This window comes from Pseudomonas sp. B26(2017), from assembly GCF_002113045.1.
In the GTDB taxonomy this organism is placed as follows: Bacteria; Pseudomonadota; Gammaproteobacteria; order Pseudomonadales; family Pseudomonadaceae; genus Aquipseudomonas.
This window is the reverse complement of sequence record NZ_NEJJ01000017.1, coordinates 1-20,742: the sequence shown is the minus strand read 5'-3', so window position 1 is coordinate 20,742 and position 20,742 is coordinate 1. Positions and strand designations below refer to the sequence as shown.

Genomic DNA, 20,742 nt, shown 5'->3' with positions numbered 1-20,742 from the left:
TGCGCCAGCCGATAATCCGCGCCATCGTTTCCTTCAGAGGTTTTCAGATGCAGTCGTTTGATGAAGTGAGTGCTGCGCCGGCCCCGGTCGCCCGGCCTGGTTTGCGTTTGTTGCTGTTGCCGCTGGTGATCATGGCCGGCATGGGTTTGTCGGTGGAGGCCGGATTGCTCGGGCCCTTGGGTGAGCAGGTCGGGCATTTGTGGGCGACCTTGAGCATCTTCGGGATCGGGTCGGCGATTCTGTTTTTGCTGTTGCTGTTTGCGGGGCCACAGAAGGGGCCGGCGCTGACCGACTTGCCGCGCTGGCAGTTGATCGGCGGATTTCTGGGGCCGATGTACGTGGTGGTGTTGACGCTGGCCACGCCGCTTATCGGCATCGCCATGACCATGATCGCGATTCTGTCCGGGCAGGTCGGCAAGAGTCTGCTGATCGACCATTTCGGCTGGTTTGGCGCCACGCGCAAGAAGGTCAACGGTGAACGGTGGCTGGCGTTGGGGTTGATTGTGGCGGCTTTGGTTTTGATTGCGCGGGGGTGAGTGATGAGTCTGGTTATTTTGTTGGCGGTGGTGGTGTTGGCCGGTGCGGTGTTGAGTGTGCAGGCGGCGATCAACGGGCGGCTGGGGGAGACCGTTGGGGTGCTGCGCAGTAGCCTGTTGACGTTTGCGGTCGGCGCCGTGAGTACGGGGCTACTCATCCTGTTTTTCGAACCGGCCCAGGCGATCAGCCTGCTGGACGTACCGAAATGGCAGCTCAGCGGTGCACTGTTCGGCGTGGTGTACATGATGGTCATGGTGGGTGCGGTGCCGCGCATCGGTACTGCGGTGGCGACGGTGGCGGTGATTGTCGGGCAGTTGGGAATGGGGATGTTGATCGACAATTTCGGTTGGCTGGGCAACCCCGCCATCGAGCTGTCGGGCGCGCGGATTCTGGCGATGGTCTGCCTGGGGCTGGCGCTGGTGTTCATGTATCGCAGCAGTGTGCGGCAGGCGGACTGACAGCTTCTACACTGGTGGTACGACCTGCTCTTCAGGTCTCAGACAACCACCACCGAAGGAGTCTGTCCCATGCCAGATAGAAAATGCGATTGCCCGGGCTGTAATTGCAAGATCAAGGAAGGCGACCACGCTTATGTGGCGCACGGTAAACACTATTGCTGTGAAGCCTGCGCGCATCACCATAAGGGCGGCGAAGCATGTACCGGCAAGGGATGCCACTGCGCGCATCCTAAATAACGCAAGCCATGAAAACGTGGAGCCTAGTCAGGCTCCACTTCCAGTTTCAGGCTGTCATCGTCCAGCCGTTCGACATGGCGGACAGTCCCTTGCAGCCGACGGCCTTCAACGCTGACAACGACGGTTTTGGCTTTTTCGAGGTCTTGCGGCAAGGGCGCCGGCACGCGCAGGGAGAAGCGGAAGGGATCATTTTCGACGGGCTCCAGACCCACCGGACAGTCGACGCTTCGGGTCATGCGGCCAAAGAGCGTGTCCAGACCATAGTCCAGGTGCGCCGGGCTGTTGATGGTTGTCATGTGTGTTCCCCCGAAATAATCCCCAGCTGCGCGCAAGCTTAGCTTGCCGGACGCCACGTCACGTTTTCCACGCCGAATTTTTCTGCCATCGGCTTGCTGGTCTTTTGCACTTTCTCCCGGCCGAAACGCGGGATGCGGCCGACCCCTGCGTCGCAGCTTGCCCAGTGCCACGCCTCGGTGTTGTCCATTCTGTCCGAGCGGATAATGAACGACTTGGGCGCGCCGTGAAGGGTGTATTCGATGACAAACAGTTTTGCGTTGTTCATAAAGCCGGTCTTCCTCCCTGTGGTAATAGAAGGATCGCTGGGCATCGGGAAAATTCACTCGGATTGTCCGACGGTATCTATCAATGGCGAGGGACCGGGCTGACTGGTTACCATGACGCCTTCGCCAATCCCGATGAATGTTCCACATGGCCCTCGCCGCACCTCCTGACCTCACTGACACCGATGTGCCCGTACAGCCGCTGGCGCGCACCTATCCGCGCGGGTTGTTCATCGAGCCGCACGAGCATGTCTGGGGCCAGTTGCTGTATGCGATGAGCGGGGTGATGTGGGTCGAGACGCCGCACGAGGCGCTGGTGGTGCCGCCGCAGCGGGCGGTGTGGTTGCCGCCGGGGGTGCCGCACGGGATTCGCGTGGTGTCGGATTTGCAGATGCGCAATATCTATCTGCGTCCGGCGCTGGCGGCGACGCTGGATGAGACGGTGCAGGTGATTGAGGTCGGCGGTTTGCTGCGCGAGTTGATCGTCGGGCTGGTGGCGCAAGGTGACAGCGGAGATGCCGAGTATTACGAGGCGCTGGTCGGGCTGGCGCTGCTGGAGCTGAAACGTGCAAGGCGTTCACAGCTGAAGATCCCGTTGCCGGACGATGCAGACCGGCGGTTGATGAGTCTGTGTCAGGCGGTGATGGCCGCGCCGTCGCTGGACATTCCTTTTGAGCAACATGCCGAGAACGCCGGGGCCAGCGTGCGCACCCTGGCGCGGTTGTTCAAGGAAGGGCTGGGCATGGGCTTCGCCGAGTGGCGGCGTCAGGTGCAGTTGGCGACGGCGGTGGCGGAGTTGATCCAGGGCGTGCCGGTCAGCGCGATCGCCCGTGAGCTGGGTTATTCGCCGAGCAGTTTCAGCGACATGTTCCGCCGGGAGCTGGGTGTCGCGCCTTCGCAGTTCGATGGCGGGCCGCTCGCCGGCTGATTTGGCCGAAATTCAGAAGTCCTTGGCCGATGCCGGTCGCAGCCTTTCCCTAGACTTTGCCCATTCCCTTTGTGTGGCGGAGTGATCCCATGAATTACCTGATTTCACTGGGCGTCGGTCTGGGTGTCGGCCTGCTGTATGGCGCGCTGGATGTCCGTTCTCCGGCGCCGCCGACCATCGCGCTGGTGGGCCTGCTGGGCATGCTGGCGGGCGAGCAGTTGTGGCCGATGGGCCGGCAACTGGTCAGTGGCTGGCTGTCCTGAATCCTGTCTTTTTCCTTCGGTGGAGATTTCCATGAAAGCACTGCAATTCGATAAAACCGGTGACCTGTCGTCCCTGCGCTTCGTCGAGGTGCCGACGCCGGTGCCGGGGGCCGACGAGGTACTGGTGCAGATCAAGGCGGCGGGCCTCAATCCCAGTGACGTGAAGAACGTGCTCGGGCGTTTCCCGTACACCACGCTGCCACGTATTCCCGGTCGGGACTTTGCCGGTGTGGTGGTCGAAGGGCCGCAGGCGTTGATCGGTCAGGAAGTCTGGGGCACCGGGCGTGAGCTGGGCTTTTTTGCCGATGGCTCCCATGCGCAGTTCGTCAAACTGCCGGCCAATGGCGTGGCGCACAAGCCTTCGCATTTGAGCTTCACCCAGGCTGCCAGCCTCGGCGTGCCTTACACCACGGCGTGGGATGCACTGGAGCGCAGTCTGGTCAGTGCCGAAACCCGTTTGCTGGTGATCGGCGGCGGGGCGGTGGCGACGGCGGCGCTGGCGTTGGCCAAGGTGCGCGGCGCGCAGTTGCTGGCGGCAGCGCGGCGTCCGGAGCAGGTCAAAGACTTGCAGGCTCAGGGTTATCAGACGATTCAGCTGGATAAACCCGAGGATCTGGGTGCACAGGTCAACGCGGTGTATCGCGGTGGCGCCGATGTGATCTTCGACACCACCGGTTTCTGGCTGCCGGCCTCAGTCGCGGCATTGGCGCCCTTCGGGCGGATCGCGATCATCGCTGCGCCGGTGGACGGGCATGTGCAACTGCCGGCACTGGCGCTGTATCGCAAGGGCGGTTCGGTAGTCGGTATCAACTCGTTGCTGTACGGCGTTGAAGCCTGCGCGGCGATGCTCGAGCAGTTCGGCCGGTTCTTCGACGAAGACCTGCTGCCACTGCCGCAAGGGCTGGTCGAAGCGCCGTTGGCCGAAGGGCTGGCGCGCTATGCGGATGTGAATCAGGGCAGCGGTGACAAAGTGATTCTTATCCCCTGATCGTCGCTGTTATTCATGTCATCACACAGCCCTGCGGGAGCGCGTTCGCACCCTCAGGGCTTTGTGGGTTTCAGGACTGCGGGACGCCGTTCTCCCACGCCGACCAGTTTTTCAGGATGTCCTGCACCAGGGGATTCCCCGTGCGATAGAGGTTTTCCAGGGCCGGCACAAATCCGCCCTGATCGGCGTACTTGAGCAGGTTGTCCACTTCGCTGCCACCCGGCGCCGGGCGGTCGAAGTCAGAGCCGGCGCGCACCACGGCGAGGCGCTGCACGTCCACCAGGCCCTCGCGGCTGGCGCGCAACAAAGCCTCGTAGGTGGAGTTGTCTTCCTGTTGGGTGGTGCAGTACTCGCCCTTGTTGTCGGTCAGCAATTTGGTCCAGACCTCGGCGCGTTCGCTCAGGCGTGTGCCGGAGAACCAGGTGTTGCCCGCCAGCGTGTCGCAACGGGTGACCACCGGCGGCTGATTGGCCGGTGCTGCCGGGTATTTCAGGCGCCATTCGGCCGACTCTTTGCTTTCGCTCAGTTTGACCTTGTGGCTCAGGGCGAAGGCCTTGGCTTGCAGTTTCGGGTTGAGTTCGAAGACTTCGGTCTTGTAGTCCAGCGGTGGTTTTTCGTTCGGGCCTTTGGTGTTGATGCCGAGGTAACCGGTCGGCCAGCTCGAGGGTGCATCGCGCGAGTCCAGTTCCCACTGGGTGCCGAATTCGACCAGATAATGCGCCCACGCAGCGGTACCGATGGTCCCGTGTTTCGGGCTGATGCCGGCAATCCCGGCAATCAGGAAGTAGCTTTTGCGCAGGTCGAATTTCGGCGACAGCGCCAGTGCCAGGGTTGAGGCGGCGGCGTTGGTCTGGCCCATGCCGGTCGTCATCAGGCACACCTGCTGCGTGTTGCAGCGAACGGTCGGGTACTCGGCCGACAGGCCCGGTACGCGGATTTCCTGCTTGAGTTCGAGGCGATCGATCCAGTGCTGTGCCTCCGGGGCGAACATGGTGATCAGCACCACTTTCGGTTGAATCGGTGCCTCGGTCGCCCACGCGGGGGACGAGAGCAGGGCGGCAGCGGCCAGTGATACACGCGTCATTGCTTTCATGTTTGCTCCTTGATTCAGAACTGATAACCGATGCCGGCGTAATAACCCCAGCCATTGGAACGTGCGCGGAAGTTGCCGTCGCCGAAGTTCAGCTCGCTGCCGTCCTCCCAGTTGCCGCCGTTGTGGAAGTAACGGCCGACCAGGGTGAAGCGCAAGTGGGTGAACGAGTACAGCAACACGTTGGTCGCCACCGTGGCATTGGCGGTGCGCGCCGGGTTGTCCTTGTGCAGGTCCGAGCCGAAATCGAAGTTGGTAAAGCCGATGTAGGTCAGCGACGCACCGTTGCTGAATTTGTCGATCGGCACGATGTACTTGAGCTGTGCGCGGTAGCCGTCCCACGAGTATTCATTGCTGGCGCCGTAGTTTTCCCACTGGTAGCGCCCGTACAGGTTGGCCGACAGATTGACCCGCGAATGGGTGTCGATGTCGGTGCCTAAACCGCTGTACAGCGTGTTGGCGCGATTCTCTTTGCGGCTGCCGTGATCGTAGATCCAGTCGAACGCCACGTACCATTCCTTGAACGGGCCGATGGCCAGGCTGCGACCGGCGAGGTAGTCGATGGAGATGCGCGGTTCGTGCTCCATGAACACCGGCGAACCGTGGTCCCACACACCTTTGTCGTGGCTGTTGCCGATGTTGAAGATTTTCGGGATGTCGATGTAGCCGTACAGCTCGAACGGGCCCTTGCGCCCGAAATACTCGTATTCCAGGTAGATGTCGTCGGCCGGTTGCGGGCCGAAGCTGATGTCCTTGCTGCCGATCAGGGTCAGGTCCTGGTTGTACCAGTCCGACAGGTATTCGCCTTTTTTCGGTGGGCTGACTTCGGGGCTGAGGGCTTCGCCCTGGGCGGATTCTTCGGGCAAGGCAGGTTGTGCCAGTGCTGTCTGGCTGAGAACTCCGGTAACGCCGGCCAGTAGGAGGGAAACAGCAAAGGTACGCATACCGCGACGGCGGCGGCTGGAAGAAACGTGCATTCAAAGTCCTTTTTGTGGATCGGCCCCGTAACGGCGGGGTGGTGCGATTGTGGAGGCAAAGTGTCGGGATTGACGCTTCGCAAACGTTTGCACAAGTCATACCAGTTTTGCGCGCGCACCTGATGGATCCTTATTCCTGAAGGCTCTATCACAAAAGTATTAATGCCATTTAACCAATGTTCCATTGCAGGGCATCAACTAGCGTCTTTGGGGAATGAGACGGTTGGAAGACCGTCGCGCTCTTGATGCGCGTGTTCGATTTGCCTGCCGTTGCGCGCTTTCAAGGATGAAATTGACCACGAAAGGAGTATCCCGTGGAAGCAAGGTTTGGTGTCGCCCTCGTTTCGCGTTTTTCCCCGCTTTCCCTTGCTGTGCACCTGAGCGTTGCCGGATTTCTGTTCGGCGGTGTCAGTGCACCGGCGCTTGCAACCTGTTCCACTGCCGGATCCACGGTGACCTGCACCGGGGTGCCGAGCCTGCCGCTGTTTCTCAATGACTTCAGCAGTGCCAGCAACGGCCTGACAGTCAACGTCAACTCGGGCGCGCAGATGAACGCGACGCTCGGCGGCAAGGTGCTCAACCTGACGGGCGTCAACATCAGCCTGAACAACTCCGGCACCATCGACCCTGCATTGCTGGGCCTGGTGTCCGTGCTCAGCGGCGGCGCGTTCATCGGAACGGGCGCCTCCAGCACGGTCAGCGTGCTCAACAACGCCAGCGGCCTCATTCGTGGCACCGGCATGTTGCTCGGCCTCAACCTGACCAGCATCGATGGCCTGGGGATAGGGGTCAACAATGCGGCGGCCGGCACCACCACCATCACCAACAACGGGACGATCACCTCAACCGGTCTGTCGGTGGGCGGGATCACCCTGGCCGATACGCCGGTGGTGGGTGTGTATGGCGGTTCACAAGTCGTCATGAACAACAGCAGCACCGGCACGATCAACGGCCGGGTGGCCTTCGAGACATCGGCGGCGGGCAATACCTTCACCAACGCCGGTAACATCACCGGCAGCGTGTCGATGGGCGCGGGCAGCACCAACACGTTCTACGCGATCACCGGTTCGAGCGTAAACGTCGGTGACGGCGTGCAAGTCACCGTCGGCCTCGGCGGCCTGATCGGCATCAACCTGACCTTCGCCCCGACCGGCACGATCGATGGCGGTGCGGGTGGCACCAATACCCTGATTCTGCAAAACCCCATCGGTGTCGGCGGCGGCACCACCGGTTCAGGCACGGCGTCCAGCGCCACCTATGTCAACTTCAACAACCTGACCCTCAACAGCGGCACCTGGACCCTGCAGGGACCGTTGGTCAGCGGGGCGACGACCCTCAATGGCGGTGTCGCGCTGTTCAATGACAATGGCGCGTTCGGCAGCGGTGTATTGACGTCCAATGGCGGCATCCTGCAGGCCAGCTCTGCCGGACTGAACATCAGCAACCTGATCTCGCTGGGTGCCGGCGGCCTTACGGTGCAGGGGACCAACGCCACAACGCTCAGCGGCGTGCTGTCCGGCAGCGGCGGCCTGACCAAGATCGGCAGCGGCCAGCTCAACCTCAACGGGGTCAATACCTACACCGGCAGTACCGTGCTCAATGGTGGCGTGGTGCAGGTGGGGAACAATCAGGCCTTCAGTGCCGGCGGCATTACCGTTGGCGGCGCGTCGAGCATTTCGGCCTCCGGCCCGATTTCGTTGAACAACGCGCTCACCCTCAACAGCACACTGACGGCGACCGGCACCGGGGCCCTGACCCTGGGCGGGCTGATCAGCGGCGCCAGCGGCCTGACCAAGACTGGCAGCGGCAGCCTGACGCTCAGCGGCGCCAACACCGGTTACAGCGGCACCACGACCTTGAGTGCCGGCACCTTGCGCGTCGGCAACAACAATGCCTTGGGCACCGGGGTGCTCAACACCGCCACCGGCACCAGCCTGGACAGCACCGCCAACGTGACGTTGGCCAACAACATCGGCATCACCGGCGCGTTGAACGTGCTCGGCAGCAATGCCCTGACCCTGTCCGGCATTCTCTCCGGCACCGGCGCGATTACCAAGAGTGGCACGGCCAGCCTGACCCTGACCGGCAACAACACCAACAGCGGCACCACCGCGCTCAACGGCGGCACCTTGCTGGTCGGCAGCAACACCGCCCTCGGCACCGGCGCGCTGAATGCGGCGGCGGGTACCACGCTGGATGCGACCACGGCGGTGACCCTGGCCAACGCGGTGGCGCTGGCGGCGGACCTGACCATTGGCGGAACGCAGGCACTGGGCCTGAGCGGGGTCATCAGCGGTGCCGGCAACCTGATCAAGAACGGCACCGCGAACCTGACCCTCAGCGGCAATAACACGTTCTCCGGCGGTACGACGCTGAATGCCGGGACGCTGATTGTCGGTTCCAATACCGCGCTGGGCACGGGCGCACTGACCACGGCGGCGGGCACTACGCTCGATGCCAGCGCCACCGTGGCGCTGGGCAATGCCGTCGCGCTCGGCGGCAATCTGAACATTGCCGGCAACGCCAACCTGACCCTGGGTGGCGTGGTCAGCGGCAACGGCGGGCTGACCAAGAATGGCGCGGCCAACCTGATTCTCAGCGGCGCCAACACCTTCCTCGGCGGCACCACGTTGAATGCCGGTACTCTGACTGTCGGCAATGCCGGCGCACTGGGCAGCGGCAGCCTGACCGTCGCCAACGCCGCGACCCTGGACAGCAGCGCCGCCGTCAGCCTGAGCAACGACGTAGCGCTCAACGGCAATCTGAGCATCGGCGGCAGCAATGGCCTGACCTTGGGCGGTGTCATCAGCGGCGCCAGTCAATTGATCAAGAACGGCACCGCCAACCTGACCCTCAACGGCGTCAACACCTTCACCGGTGGCACGGCGCTCAACGCCGGCAGCCTGACCGTCGGCAACGCGGCGGCTCTCGGCACCGGTACGCTCACCGTGGGTGGCTCGGGCGGCTCGCTCAACAGCAGCGCCAACGTCACGCTGAACAATGCGATTGCCCTCAATGCAAACCTCACCGCCGGCGGCGCCAACCCGCTGACCCTCGGCGGCGTGATCAGTGGCGGAAGCAACCTGATCAAGACCGGCGCGTCGACCCTGACCCTGACCGGCAACAACACCTACACCGGCTCTACGTCGCTGAACGCCGGGACACTGATCGTCGGCTCCAACACCGCCCTCGGCACCGGCATCCTCAACGCCGGCAACAACACCACGCTGGACGCCAGCACCGCGACCAGCCTGGCGAACAACGTCAACCTCGGCGGCAACGTGACCCTCGGCGGCAGCAATGCCCTGACGCTCAATGGTGTCGTCGCCGGTGTCGGCGGCCTGATCAAAAACGGTCCGGCCGATCTGGTCCTCAACGGCGCCAACACCTACTTCGGCAACACCGCGTTGAACGTCGGCAAACTGATCGTCGGCAGCAACACCGCGCTGGGCAGTGGTGCGCTGAATGCGGCCGCCGGCACCACGCTGGATACCAACGCCGCCGTCAGCCTGGGCAACCAGGTCAACCTTGCCGGCGCGCTGAATGTCGGTGGCAGCGCCGACCTGACCCTCACGGGCACCGTTGCCGGGGCCGGCAGTCTGGTGAAAAACGGTGCGGCCAACCTGAATCTGAACGGCACCAATACCTACATCGGCGGCACTACCTTGAACGCCGGTACCGTGACCGTCGGCAACAGCTCGGCACTGGGCACGGGGGCCTTGACCGTCGGCGGTGCCGCCACGCTCGACAGCAGTTCCTCGCTGGCCAGCCTGGCCAACGCGGTTGTCCTTAACGCAGCGCTCAGTGTCGGTGGTACCCAGAACCTGGCCCTCGGCGGTGTCGTCAGCGGCGCCGGCCAGTTGATCAAGAACGGCGCGGCCAACCTGACGCTCAATGGCAGCAACACCTTCGGCGGCGGCACTACGCTCAATGCGGGCACGCTGACGCTGGGCTCGGCCGGTGCCCTGGGCAGTGGCGGCCTGACCGTCGGAGGCGCAGCAACGCTGGATAACAGCAGTGCGCTCAGCGTCGGCAACAACATCACGCTCAATGCCGACCTGACCGTGGCCGGCAACAACGGTCTGAACCTCAGCGGGGTGATCGACGGTGCCGGCAACCTGATCAAAACCGGCCTGGATGACCTGGCCCTCAGCGGCACCAACACCTTCACCGGTGCGCTGAACATCCTCTCCGGCAGTGTCAGCACTCTTACCAGCGGCGCACTCGGCAATACCTCCGGCGCCAACGTCAGCGCCGGCTCCAGCCTCAACCTCGGCAGCAATGCCAGCCTCAATGGCCTGAGCGGCAGCGGCGGCGTGCAGATCGGTGGCGGTAACACTTTGACCGTGGGCGGGGTCAGCAGCACCAGCACCTTCGACGGCGATCTCAGCGGCAATGGCGGTTTGACCAAAGTCGGCACCGGCACACTGAACCTGACCGGGATCAATGGCCTCGTCGGCAACACTGCCGTCAACGGCGGCACCCTGAACCTCAGCGGTTCGCTGGCCAGCGCCCAGGTCAACGTCAATACCGGCGCGAGCGTTACCGGCAGCGGTTCGATCCTCGGAACCCTCAACGTCAACAATGGCGGCCACCTGGCGTTGTCTTCGGGCAATACCCTGTCTGCCGCGTCACTGGTTCTGGCTGCCAACAGCAATATCGATGCGAACCTCGCGACGCCATCGACCACCTCGCTGATGAACATCGGCGGCAACCTGACACTCGACGGCAATCTCAACGTTACCGATGCCGGCGGATTCGGCGTCGGGGTCTATCGCTTGTTCAACTACACGGGGGCACTGACCGACAACGGCCTGACCGTGGCCGGTGTACCTGTGGGGTTTGGCCTGGGCGATCTGGTGGTGCAGACCTCGGTCGGTAACCAGATCAACCTGTTGGTGTCCGCGCCGAACGCCAATATTCGCTTCTGGGATGGCAGCCAGACGATCCCGAACGGTACGGTCGATGGCGGCAGCGGAGCATGGGATGCCGTCAACACCAACTGGACCAACGTCAACGGGACGCTCAACCAGACCTGGGCCGGCGACTTCGCGGTGTTCCAGGGCACGGCGGGCACGGTGTCGGTCAACGGCACGCAGCTGTTCACCGGGATGCAGTTCCTCACGGACGGCTACAACGTGGTCAACGGTATGTCGGGACTGCTGACCGCCGTCAACGGCAGCGGTGGCACCACGGCGATGCGGGTCGATCCGGGTGTGACTGCCACGGTCGGCGTGAACATTGACGGCAGCGGGATTCTCAACAAGCTCGACAGCGGCACCCTGGTACTCAACGGCGCCAACAGCTACACCGGCGGCACGCAACTCGATGGCGGCACCCTGGTGGTCGGCAGCAATACCGCACTGGGCAGCGGCGCGCTGATCGCCAACGCCGGCACGCAACTCGACAGCAACACCGCCGTGACCCTGACTAATGCGACCACGCTGAACGGTAACCTCACCGTGCTGGGCAGCAATGCGCTGACCCTCAACGGTGTCATTTCCGGTACCGGTGGCTTGATCAAGAACGGTTCGGCCAGCCTCACGCTCGGCGGCAACAACGCTTTCCTCGGCCCGGTGGCACTGAATGCGGGCGGTCTGATCCTGGCGTCGAACGCGGCGCTGGGCTCTGCCACCCTGAACGCGGCGAACGGTACCACCCTGGATGCCAGCGGCGCCGTCACGGCGGGTAATGCGATCAACCTGGCAGGCAACCTTGGCGTGGTCGGCAGCAACGATCTGACACTCAGCGGAGCCATCAATGGCGCCGGCAGCCTGACCAAGAACGGCGCAGCCAATCTGATCCTCAGCGGTGCCAACAACTTCCTCGGTGGCATCACCCTCAATGCCGGCACCCTGACCGCCGGCAGCAACGGCGCCCTCGGTCTGGGCAACCTGACCGTGGCCGGTGCCTCGGCGCTGGACAGCAACACCTCGGTGTCGCTGGGCAACAACGTGGTACTCAACGCCAATCTGACCAACACCGGCAGCAGCGACGTGACCCTCGGCGGTGTGGTCAGCGGCAGCGGGGCACTGATCAAAAACGGGGCCTCCAACCTGACCCTCAACGGCATCAACACCTACAGCGGCGGCACCACGCTGAACGCCGGCACCGTGACCCTCGGCACCTCGGCGGGCCTGGGTTCCGGCGCGGTGACCGTGGCGGGCGCCTCGACTCTCGACAGCACGGCGCCGCTGGTGCTGGCCAACAACCTTAACGTCAATGCCAACCTGAGCGTGGCCGGCAACAACAACCTGACGCTCGGTGGCGTGATCGCCGGCGCGGGCACACTGACCAAGAACGGTCTGGCCGACCTGACGCTGACCGGCAACAACACCTTCAGCGGTACCTTCGACGTGCAGGCCGGCAGCCTCACCACCTTGGGCAACTCGGCGCTGGGCAGCAACGCCGGGGTCAATCTCGGCGCTGCGGCGACCCTCAACCTCGGCGGCTCCGGCAGCCTCGCCAGCCTGACCGGCAGCGGCACCGCACTGATCGGCGGCGGCAATACACTGAGCATCGGCGGTAACAACGCCAGCAGTATTTTCGACGGCGTGCTCACCGGCACCGGCGAACTGAGCAAACTCGGCACCGGAACGCTGACCCTGACCGGCCTCAACAGCCTGACCGGTAACACCACGGTCAACGCCGGTACTTTGAACGTCAGCGGCTCGCTGGACAGCGCCAATGTGCTGGTCAACAGCGGCGGCACCCTGACCGGCGGCGGCTCGCTCGGCGGGGCCGTGACCGTGGCGGACGGTGGCCATCTGGCCGGCGCTACCGGCAGCACGCTGTCGGTGAATTCGCTGGTGTTCAACGCCAACTCCAACTTCGATGTCGGCCTCGGCACACCGGTGTCCGGTGGCGGCAACGCGCTGGTCAACGTCGGCGGCAACCTGACCCTCGACGGTACCCTCAACGTCAGCGATATCGGCGGATTCGGCAGCGGCGTATATCGCCTGATCAACTACACCGGTGGCCTGACCGACAACGGCATGCTGATCGGCACCGTGCCGGGCAGCGTCACGCCGGGCGACCTGACCCTGCAAACCGCGCTGGCCAACCAGATCAACCTGCTGGTTACCGCACCGGGCGTTACCGTGCAGTTCTGGGACGGCAACCAACTTGTCGCCAACGGTTCGGTGGATGGCGGCAGCGGCACCTGGGGCACCGGCACCACCAACTGGACCGACGTCAACGGCACCACCAACCAGGCCTGGAGCAACAGCTTCGCGGTGTTCCAGGGGACGGCGGGCACCGTCACGGTGAACGGTGCGCAAACCATCACCGGCATGCAGTTCGTCACCGATGGCTACAGCCTGCAGAACGGCACGGCCGGTTCGCTGAATCTGGTCAACGGATCGCTGGGTAACGCGACCGTGCGGGTCGACCCGAACGTCACCGCCACCGTGGGCGTGGCGCTCAACGGCGCTGGCACACTGGGCAAGTACGACACCGGCACCCTGGTGCTCAACGCGGCCAACGGTTACACCGGCGGCACCGCGCTCAACGGCGGCAAGATCGTGGTCGGCAATAACTCGGCCCTTGGCACCGGCGTATTGACCGCCGCCAACGGCACGGCGCTGGACAGCAACACAGCGGTCAGCCTGGCCAACGCCGTGGTGCTCAACGGCGGACTCACCGTCGCCGGCTCCAACGCATTGACCCTCGGCGGTGTGGTCAGCGGCAGCGGCAATCTGATCAAGACCGGCGCATCGAGCCTGACCCTCAACGGCAGCAACACTTACAGCGGCGGTACTCAACTGTCCGGCGGCTCGCTGATTCTGGGCAACAACAGTGCGATCAGCAGCGGCGCCCTCAGCGTGCTGGGCAACGGCACCCTGGACAGCACCTCTGCACTGCAACTGGCCAACGCCATCAACCTGGGGGCGCAACTGACCCTGGCCGGCAACCAGGACACCACGCTGATCGGCGCGATCACCGGCAGCGGCAGTCTGGTGAAAAACGGCAGTGGCGACCTCGTCCTCAGCGGCGCCAACACCTACAGCGGCGGTACGACGCTGAACGGCGGCAGCACCCGTGGCGACACCAGCAGCCTGCAAGGCGCCATCGTCAACAACGCGACGCTGACCTTCGAGCAGAACAGTGACGGCAGCTACACCGGCAATCTGACGGGCGCCGGCACACTCAATAAAACCGGTACCGGCGCCTTGCTGCTGACCGGCAACAATACCTTCACCGGCAACACATCGGTGCAGGCCGGTTCGCTGAACGTCAACGGTGTGCTCAACAGTGCCAGCGTCAATGTCGCCAGCGGGGCGAAAATCGGCGGCAGCGGCGTATTCGCAGGCGCCGTACAACTGGCCAACGGTGCGACGCTGACGGGCGGCGGCACTGCGACGCCGCTGTCGGTCGGTTCGCTGGCGTTGTCGTCGGGCACCAACCTGGACTTCTCCCTGGGCTCGGCTGCGAGTTCCACCACGGTGGTCAACGTCGCCGGCAACCTGACCCTCGACGGCACGCTGAATATCAGCAACGCCGGCGGTTTCGGCACCGGGGTCTATCAACTGTTCAGCTACGGCGGCAGCCTGACCGACAACGGTCTGGTCTACGGCAGCCTGCCGGTGTCGGCGGCCAACCTGACCCTGCAGACCGCGCTGGCCAATCAGGTCAACCTGCTGGTGCAGAACACGCCGGGTGAAGTGCAGTTCTGGAACGGCGGCACCACCAACCCGGATGGCAGCATCGGGGGCGGAAGTGGCGTGTGGGGCCCGGGCACCAACTGGACCGATCCGAGCGGTACTCAGGCACTGGCGTCGAACGGTCAGTTCGCCGTGTTCGGCGGGCAGAGCGGGACGGTCACCGTGCAAGGCAATCAGAACTTCACCGGGTTGCAGTTCCTCGCCAGCGGTTACAACCTGGTTCCAGGTGCTGGCGGTACGCTGACCCCGGTCAACGGTCCGGGCGGCAGCCTCGCGCCGGTGCGAGTGAATGCCGGTGGCAGCACGGAAATCTCCGTACCGCTGGTGGGCAGTGGCGGCATCGAGAAGCTCGATTCCGGCACTCTGGTTCTCAGCGGGGCCAACACCTACAGCGGCGGCACCACCGTCAGCGGCGGTACGCTGATCGGTAATACCCTCAGCCTGCAAGGCAACATCCTCAACAACGCCTCGCTGGTGTTCCAGCAGAACGCCAATGGTCAGTTCAACGGACGCCTCAGCGGTGTCGGAGCCATGGCCAAACGCGGTGCAGCACGCTTGCTGTTGACCGGTAATCAACCCTTCAGCGGCACCGTGGCGGTGGATCAAGGCGTGCTGCAAGTCGGCAGCCGCGCGGCGCGAGCCTCTCTCGCCGGGCAGGTCACCGTGGCCAATGGCGCAGGCCTGAGCGGGAATGGCAGCGTCGGTTCGGTGGTCAACCATGGCGTGGTGGCTTCCGGTGGCGAGGACGGCACCTTGAGTGTCGCCGGCAACCTGAGCAACGCCGCCGACGGTGTGCTGGCCCTGACCGTCAGCTCGCCGACCGCCACACCGCTGGCGGTCGGTGGTAGTGCCACCCTGGGCGGCGGTCTGCAGGTCAACAGTCTGGCACCGTTCACCGGCAATACCGTGTACTCGCTGATCACTGCCGGTGGCGGGGTGACCGGCACCTTCAGCGCCGCCGATCTGCCGCAATACGCGTTCCTGAATACTGCGCTGGTGTACGACGCCAACGCGGTGAATCTGGTGGTCAGCCGCAACGGCAACTCGTTCGTCGACGTCGCCGCCACCCGCAACCAGCGCAATACCGCTTCGGCGTTGATGCGCAACGGCGCGGCGGGCAGTGCGTTGCAGGGCGAAATCGTCAACCTCAGCGTGGCCGGGGCACGCAACGCCTTCGACAGCCTGTCGGGGGAAATTCATGCCAGCACCGCCAGCGCCATGCTCGAGGATTCGCGCTACGTGCGCGACGCGGTCAACGACCGTATGCGCCAGCCATCGTGCAGCGCGCCGGACGATCCACGCCGCGCCCTGGCCCCAAGCGACAACCAGCTGAGCAGCAACGGCTGCCACGGCGAAATGGTCGGTTGGGCCCGTGCCCTCGGCGCCTGGGGCGAGTCGGACGGCGACAGCAACAGTGCGAAACTGGATCGCAACCTGAGCGGCTTCATGCTCGGCACTGACAAGCAGCTCGACGACCAGTGGCGCGTCGGCATGGCCGCCGGTTACACCCGCAGCGATCTGGATGCCCATGACCGTCGCTCGGATGCCACGGTCGAGAGCTACCACCTGGCGGCGTACCTCAACTCGCAATTCGACGCTTTGGCAGTGCGTCTTGGCGCGGCGTACAGCTGGCACGACATCGAAACCAAGCGCGATGTCAGCGTCGGCGCCTACAACGACCGGTTGAAGGCCAATTACGACGCGCGCAGCGCTCAGGTGTTCGGTGAAGTCGGCTATGCCATAGAAGCGGCCGGAATTGCCCTGGAACCGTTCGCCGGTCTGGCGTACGTCAACTACGACAGCGACAAGGCCAAAGAGAAGGGCGGAGCAGGGCGTCTGCGCGCCGAGTCCGATCAGGACATCACCTTCTCGACCCTGGGCGTGCGCGCCGGCAAGGTCATCACCCTGGCCAACGGCGGGCAATTCACCCCGCGTGCGGCGCTCGGCTGGCGGCATGCCTTCGGCGACACCAAGCCTGACGCCGACCTGACCTTCATCGACGGCGGCGCCTCGTTCAACACCCAGGGCGTGCCGATTGCCAAGGACAGCGCAGTGGTCGAAGCAGGCGTGGACTTCCAGATCAGCCCGACCGGCAAACTTGGCATCGGCTATTCGGGGCAGCTGTCGAACGAGAGCAACGACCATGCGATGACCATCAGCTTCAGCCTTGGGTTCTGATTCAGGAGCGAAGCACTTCAGCCGCCCGCAAGGGCGGCTTTTTTTTGCCCGATCACAGCCAGTGGCAGTTGCCTTCACCGGCACTTGGATCTTGCTGTAGGAATTTGCTGAAACTACAGGTCTGTTTCTGGCATCACGGACATGTCCTACACGATTAAACGATTGTCCTGACTGCGTCGAACCGTAGACCCACGCAAAGTCCCGAGCCTGAAAAAGGTACAGGGAAATGTGGATGTTTGGCGCCAGCACACCCGTTGTATTCACACTCGAAATAGAGGGTTTTCACCACGACCTTCAGGTCTTCGAATTCCGGGCCAGGGAAGCGCTCAACCAGACCTACGAGGTCGAACTCGAGCTGGTCAGCGAACGCCGCGACCTTGATCTCGAATCCCTGCTGCACCAGCCAGCCTTTTTGTCGTTCTGCCCGGACGGCTCTGGCATTCACGGCCAGATCCATCGGGTCGCCCAAGGTGACTCTGGCACACGCCTGACCCGCTACCAGATTGTTCTGGTGCCTCATCTGGCCTATCTCGCCCATCGTCATAACCAACGCATTTTCCAGCATCAGAGCGTGCCGCAAATCATCGCTCGTGTGTTGAGTGACCATGGCATGCAGCCGGATGCCTGGTGCTTCCAGCTCAGCGCCGAATACCGGCCTCGCCTGTATTGCGTGCAATTTGACGAGACGGATTTGTTCTTCATCCAGCGCTTGTGTGAGGAGGAGGGGCTGCACTTTCATTTTCAGCACAGTCGCGACGGGCACCTGCTGGTATTCGGTGATGATCAGAGCGCCTTCCCTATGCCGGCTGCACCGACGGCCTATGCACAAGGCAGCGGCATGGTTGCCGAAGCGGCGGTCATAGACCGCTTCAACGTCCGCCTGGAAACCCGCACCACACACGTCAGCCGCCGTGATTACCACTTCGAAAAGCCAACCGTGCAACTGGACGCCGAAGCCAAAGAGGCACGGCTTCCAGTGCTTGAGGATTACCGCTTTCCGGGTCAGTTCACTCATCGTGACCGGGGTAAACATCTCAGTCAGCGTGCCCTTGAGCGGCATCGCGCCGATTACCGTCAAGCCCGGGGGCGCAGCGATCAGAGCCTGCTGCGCAGTGGCAGTTTCGTCGACATGAGGGAACACCCACGCGACGATTACAACGGATTATGGCTGCTGACCAGCGTCGATCATCTTGGCCGGCAACCGCAAGTGCTGGAAGAGTCAACGACCGACCTCGCTACCGCAGACGACTTCACTCAGGGCTATCGCAACCACTTCGTTGCGACGCCCTGGGACGTCATTTTTCGCCCCGCCCTCGAACACCGTAAACCCCGAATCAACGGCAACCAACATGCCGTGGTGACCGGGCCGCCCGGCGAAGAGATTTACTGCGATGCCTACGGCCGGGTGAAAGTCCAACTGCTGTGGGATCGCGAAGGCCAACTCAACGAACAATCCAGTTGCTGGTTACGCGTAGCCACAGGCTGGGCTCATGACCAATACGGCAGCGTGCAGATTCCGCGCGTCGGCATGGAAGTGCTGGTCGGGTTCAGCGAGGGCGATCCGGACAAACCGTTCGTCCTGGGTTGCCTGCCCAACGCCGTGACGCCAGTGCCGCTGGATCTACCGGCAGAGCAGACTCGCAGTATCTGGCGCAGCCAGAGCACCCCCGGTGGTGGCGGTTACAACGAGCTGCGCATCGAGGACAAAAAAGGCGCCGAAGAGATCGCCATCCGCGCGCAACGTGACTTTGTCCAGCTTGTGCTCAATGACCAGCGAGTCCAGGTCGACAATCAACGCACCGTGGTCGTTGGCGGCATTGCCAGTCATGAGCTGCACAGCGACGAACACCATCTGACCCATGGCAATCGCCTGACCGAAATCAAGCAGGACGATCATCTGTGGGTGCAAGGCGACCGCCACATTCGTGTCGCCAGTCAGCGCCTGAGCGCGGGCCAGCAGATCCATATTGGCGCAGGCCAGCAAGTGGTCATCGATGGCGGGACTCACGTGACGATCAAGGCCGGCGGGCATTGGTTGACGCTGGGGCCCGAAGGCATTTGCAGCAGCGTGCCGATTCTGCAGGGCGGCGCACCTGCGCCGGGAATGGCGGCGGAACCGTTGGTGCCTGGGGCGTTGCCGTTGTTGAAAGTGGCATTTGATCCGATTCGGCAACGCCACGCCCTGGTGTCTGCGCGCGCCTCGCGTTGCCTGATCTGCGAGGCTGCCAGCGCGTGAGCCTTTTGACTGATTTGCCTGACGATTTGCCATGGACCCGACAACAGGCTTTTTTGCTGCTGGACGGGGCGACGATCAGTGATCTGCCAACGCGGCTGAGGCAGATCAGCCCTTCGGTCAGCACATTGGCTCTGTATGACCAGCCACCCTTCGCGGCACTGCGCGATCTGTCGCCTCTGCTCGTGGCCATCGAGCGGGCTGACGAGCCATTGGCACGGTTCTTCCTGCAACACGCGGCGCAAGAGTGGGGCGTGCTGTTGTTCAGCTGCGCGCCGATGCACAGCGTTGGCGAGCATTTGCGCAAACTGCTGAGTGTCGAATTGCCGGCCGGGCAATCGGCGCTGTTGCGGCTGGCCGATGCCGGGGTGGTGCATGCGCTGTATGCCAGTGGCGATCAGCGTTTGTTCGGGCCCTTGACCTGTGTGGTGACGGCGGACTGCGTCAACGATGCCTGGCACATCCATCGGCCTCGGCAGGCTGAATGTCCGGAGCTTCCTGTTCCTTATTGCCTGAACCCTGAACAGAACGCGGCGCTGGATCAGGTTGATCGGCGCCGAGCGTTGCTGGATCTGGATACGCATCTGTTGAAGCACTTTTCCCGATTTCATGTCGGCGAAACCCTGACCCAGCGCTGGCCAACGCTGCAGCAAATGGAAACCCAGGCCAGCGCGCTTGGCCTAAGCAGCCGATCCGAGCTGTTCAACTTCTCCAACCTGTTGGCATTGCTCGACAGCCGCGATATCGCCCAACACCCGCAAATCCACCACTTGCTCCATACGCCATCGCTGCAATCACCGGGCGAGCGTGTCGCGCTGGCCGTTGATGTGGCGCAGCGTTGGGCCAGTCAAAGGCAACGCCCATGACCCATCCCGCCATCCTCGACGCTGCCGCCGCCTCGAAAGCCCCCATCGTTGCGCCCGCAGCTTGCCCGCTGCAACAAACCCATGTGCAACTGCTGCCGCTGAGCTACGGCCTGGTGGAAAGAGCGTTCGATCCGGGCACCGAATTGAAATTGCCGTACACCTTGACCGCGCGCCCGCTGGGCATCCGTCGTCTGCGTGATGGCTGGCTGTACATCATCGACAGCCTCAGCGGCGAGTTGTACGAATACCGAATGCTCGACGGTATCGTCACGGCGCTGCTGCATCAGGGCAAACAGGTCAGCGAGGATCAGCGCGCAGCGATTGAAGAGCGTCCGGCGCTGATCTTTCCCCGGCAAAGTACGTTGTACGTGACCTTTGCCGAGGTGCAGTGGACGGCGGGCAAATGCCATCAGGTGCTGGACAGCCGCGAAGAGCGCAACCATTTCATGCAGGCGGTCGATCTTGCACCGGTGGATTGCCTGACCGGTGGCGAGCATTTGCTCACCGTCGAGCAGACCCGGCAGTGGCTGGCGGAAGTGGCGGCGGGGGCCGAGCCGGTTGCCGATGCGGACGCGACGCGGATGCCCACCGTGCAGGTCAGCGACGCCCCCGAGCACGAGCGTGAACCTTATCTGTGGGAGCAACCCCGGCGCTTTCGCGAGGCGCACATCGGCGAATTCCTCGGCCGGGTGCGCGGGCCCTATCAGGACGACACGCTGTTTCTGCTGGTCAACGACGATCTGGGGGTGATGCGCGATCTGGCC

The 20,742-nt window shown here is 63.5% G+C and carries 14 protein-coding genes; 10 read left to right on the top strand and 4 right to left on the bottom strand.

Features of this window, described 5'->3' with window-relative positions; genetic code table 11:
- Positions 1-47: 47 nt before the first annotated feature.
- The 3 genes from CAF79_RS22830 to CAF79_RS22820 all read left to right on the top strand — a co-directional run bounded on the left by CAF79_RS22830 (position 48) and on the right by CAF79_RS22820 (position 1,232).
- Entirely contained in the window at positions 48-536 is a 489-nt protein-coding gene (locus CAF79_RS22830) for a DMT family transporter (RefSeq protein WP_085700542.1), read from the top strand.
- A 3-nt stretch (positions 537-539) separates the two neighbouring features.
- Positions 540-995, top strand: a complete 456-nt coding sequence (locus CAF79_RS22825) for a DMT family transporter (protein ID WP_085700428.1) — start codon at positions 540-542, stop codon at positions 993-995.
- A 69-nt stretch (positions 996-1,064) separates the two neighbouring features.
- Entirely contained in the window at positions 1,065-1,232 is a 168-nt protein-coding gene (locus CAF79_RS22820; protein ID WP_085700427.1) for a metallothionein, read from the top strand.
- Positions 1,233-1,255: 23 nt separating this feature from the next.
- Here the strand turns inward: CAF79_RS22820 and CAF79_RS22815 are convergent, their stop codons facing one another.
- Entirely contained in the window at positions 1,256-1,528 is a 273-nt protein-coding gene (locus CAF79_RS22815) for a hypothetical protein (RefSeq protein ID WP_085700426.1), read from the bottom strand.
- 38 nt (positions 1,529-1,566) lie between these two features.
- Positions 1,567-1,794, bottom strand: coding sequence for a DUF6555 family protein (locus tag CAF79_RS22810; RefSeq protein WP_065259393.1), 228 nt, complete (start codon positions 1,792-1,794; stop codon positions 1,567-1,569).
- Between the two features lie 146 nt (positions 1,795-1,940).
- Here CAF79_RS22810 and CAF79_RS22805 point away from each other — a divergent pair, with 146 nt between their 5' ends.
- From CAF79_RS22805 to CAF79_RS22795, 3 genes are all read left to right on the top strand, one after another.
- Positions 1,941-2,720: a helix-turn-helix domain-containing protein gene (locus CAF79_RS22805; RefSeq protein ID WP_170929772.1), complete on the top strand. Its 780-nt coding sequence runs from the start codon at positions 1,941-1,943 to the stop codon at positions 2,718-2,720.
- An 89-nt stretch (positions 2,721-2,809) separates the two neighbouring features.
- Complete coding sequence (locus CAF79_RS22800; RefSeq protein WP_007958996.1) at positions 2,810-2,983, top strand: DUF1427 family protein; 174 nt, start codon at positions 2,810-2,812, stop codon at positions 2,981-2,983.
- A 31-nt stretch (positions 2,984-3,014) separates the two neighbouring features.
- Positions 3,015-3,971, top strand: coding sequence for a zinc-binding alcohol dehydrogenase family protein (locus tag CAF79_RS22795; RefSeq protein ID WP_085700424.1), 957 nt, complete (start codon positions 3,015-3,017; stop codon positions 3,969-3,971).
- Positions 3,972-4,041: 70 nt separating this feature from the next.
- Here the strand turns inward: CAF79_RS22795 and CAF79_RS22790 are convergent, their stop codons facing one another.
- Complete coding sequence (locus CAF79_RS22790; protein WP_085700423.1) at positions 4,042-5,064, bottom strand: purine nucleoside permease; 1,023 nt, start codon at positions 5,062-5,064, stop codon at positions 4,042-4,044.
- A 14-nt stretch (positions 5,065-5,078) separates the two neighbouring features.
- On the bottom strand, positions 5,079-6,038 hold the full coding sequence (locus CAF79_RS22785) for a nucleoside-specific channel-forming protein Tsx (protein WP_085700422.1): 960 nt from the start codon (positions 6,036-6,038) through the stop codon (positions 5,079-5,081).
- Between the two features lie 314 nt (positions 6,039-6,352).
- On the opposite strand from CAF79_RS22785, the gene CAF79_RS22780 reads away from it, so the two are divergent.
- The 4 genes from CAF79_RS22780 to CAF79_RS22765 all read left to right on the top strand — a co-directional run.
- Positions 6,353-16,879, top strand: a complete 10,527-nt coding sequence (locus CAF79_RS22780) for an autotransporter-associated beta strand repeat-containing protein (protein ID WP_085700421.1) — start codon at positions 6,353-6,355, stop codon at positions 16,877-16,879.
- A 232-nt stretch (positions 16,880-17,111) separates the two neighbouring features.
- Positions 17,112-19,115, top strand: coding sequence for a type VI secretion system tip protein VgrG (locus CAF79_RS22775; RefSeq protein ID WP_085700420.1), 2,004 nt, complete (start codon positions 17,112-17,114; stop codon positions 19,113-19,115).
- Positions 19,112-19,978: a DUF4123 domain-containing protein gene (locus tag CAF79_RS22770; protein WP_085700419.1), complete on the top strand. Its 867-nt coding sequence runs from the start codon at positions 19,112-19,114 to the stop codon at positions 19,976-19,978. Before CAF79_RS22775 ends, CAF79_RS22770 begins: the two co-directional genes overlap by 4 nt.
- A partial coding sequence (locus CAF79_RS22765; protein WP_371917937.1) for a toxin VasX occupies positions 19,975-20,742 on the top strand: 768 nt, incomplete at its 3' end. The genes CAF79_RS22770 and CAF79_RS22765, both read left to right, overlap by 4 nt.

Excerpts from the sequence above, each read along its gene's own strand:
- CAF79_RS22830 (WP_085700542.1), top strand. The coding sequence starts at position 48 with ATGCAGTCGTTTGATGAAGTGAGTGCTGCGCCGGCCCCGGTCGCCCGG.
- CAF79_RS22825 (WP_085700428.1), top strand. The coding sequence starts at position 540 with ATGAGTCTGGTTATTTTGTTGGCGGTGGTGGTGTTGGCCGGTGCGGTG.
- CAF79_RS22820 (WP_085700427.1), top strand. The coding sequence starts at position 1,065 with ATGCCAGATAGAAAATGCGATTGCCCGGGCTGTAATTGCAAGATCAAG.
- CAF79_RS22815 (WP_085700426.1), bottom strand. The coding sequence starts at position 1,528 with ATGACAACCATCAACAGCCCGGCGCACCTGGACTATGGTCTGGACACG.
- CAF79_RS22810 (WP_065259393.1), bottom strand. The coding sequence starts at position 1,794 with ATGAACAACGCAAAACTGTTTGTCATCGAATACACCCTTCACGGCGCG.
- CAF79_RS22805 (WP_170929772.1), top strand. The coding sequence starts at position 1,941 with ATGGCCCTCGCCGCACCTCCTGACCTCACTGACACCGATGTGCCCGTA.
- CAF79_RS22800 (WP_007958996.1), top strand. The coding sequence starts at position 2,810 with ATGAATTACCTGATTTCACTGGGCGTCGGTCTGGGTGTCGGCCTGCTG.
- CAF79_RS22795 (WP_085700424.1), top strand. The coding sequence starts at position 3,015 with ATGAAAGCACTGCAATTCGATAAAACCGGTGACCTGTCGTCCCTGCGC.
- CAF79_RS22790 (WP_085700423.1), bottom strand. The coding sequence starts at position 5,064 with ATGAAAGCAATGACGCGTGTATCACTGGCCGCTGCCGCCCTGCTCTCG.
- CAF79_RS22785 (WP_085700422.1), bottom strand. The coding sequence starts at position 6,038 with ATGCACGTTTCTTCCAGCCGCCGCCGTCGCGGTATGCGTACCTTTGCT.
- CAF79_RS22775 (WP_085700420.1), top strand. The coding sequence starts at position 17,112 with ATGTTTGGCGCCAGCACACCCGTTGTATTCACACTCGAAATAGAGGGT.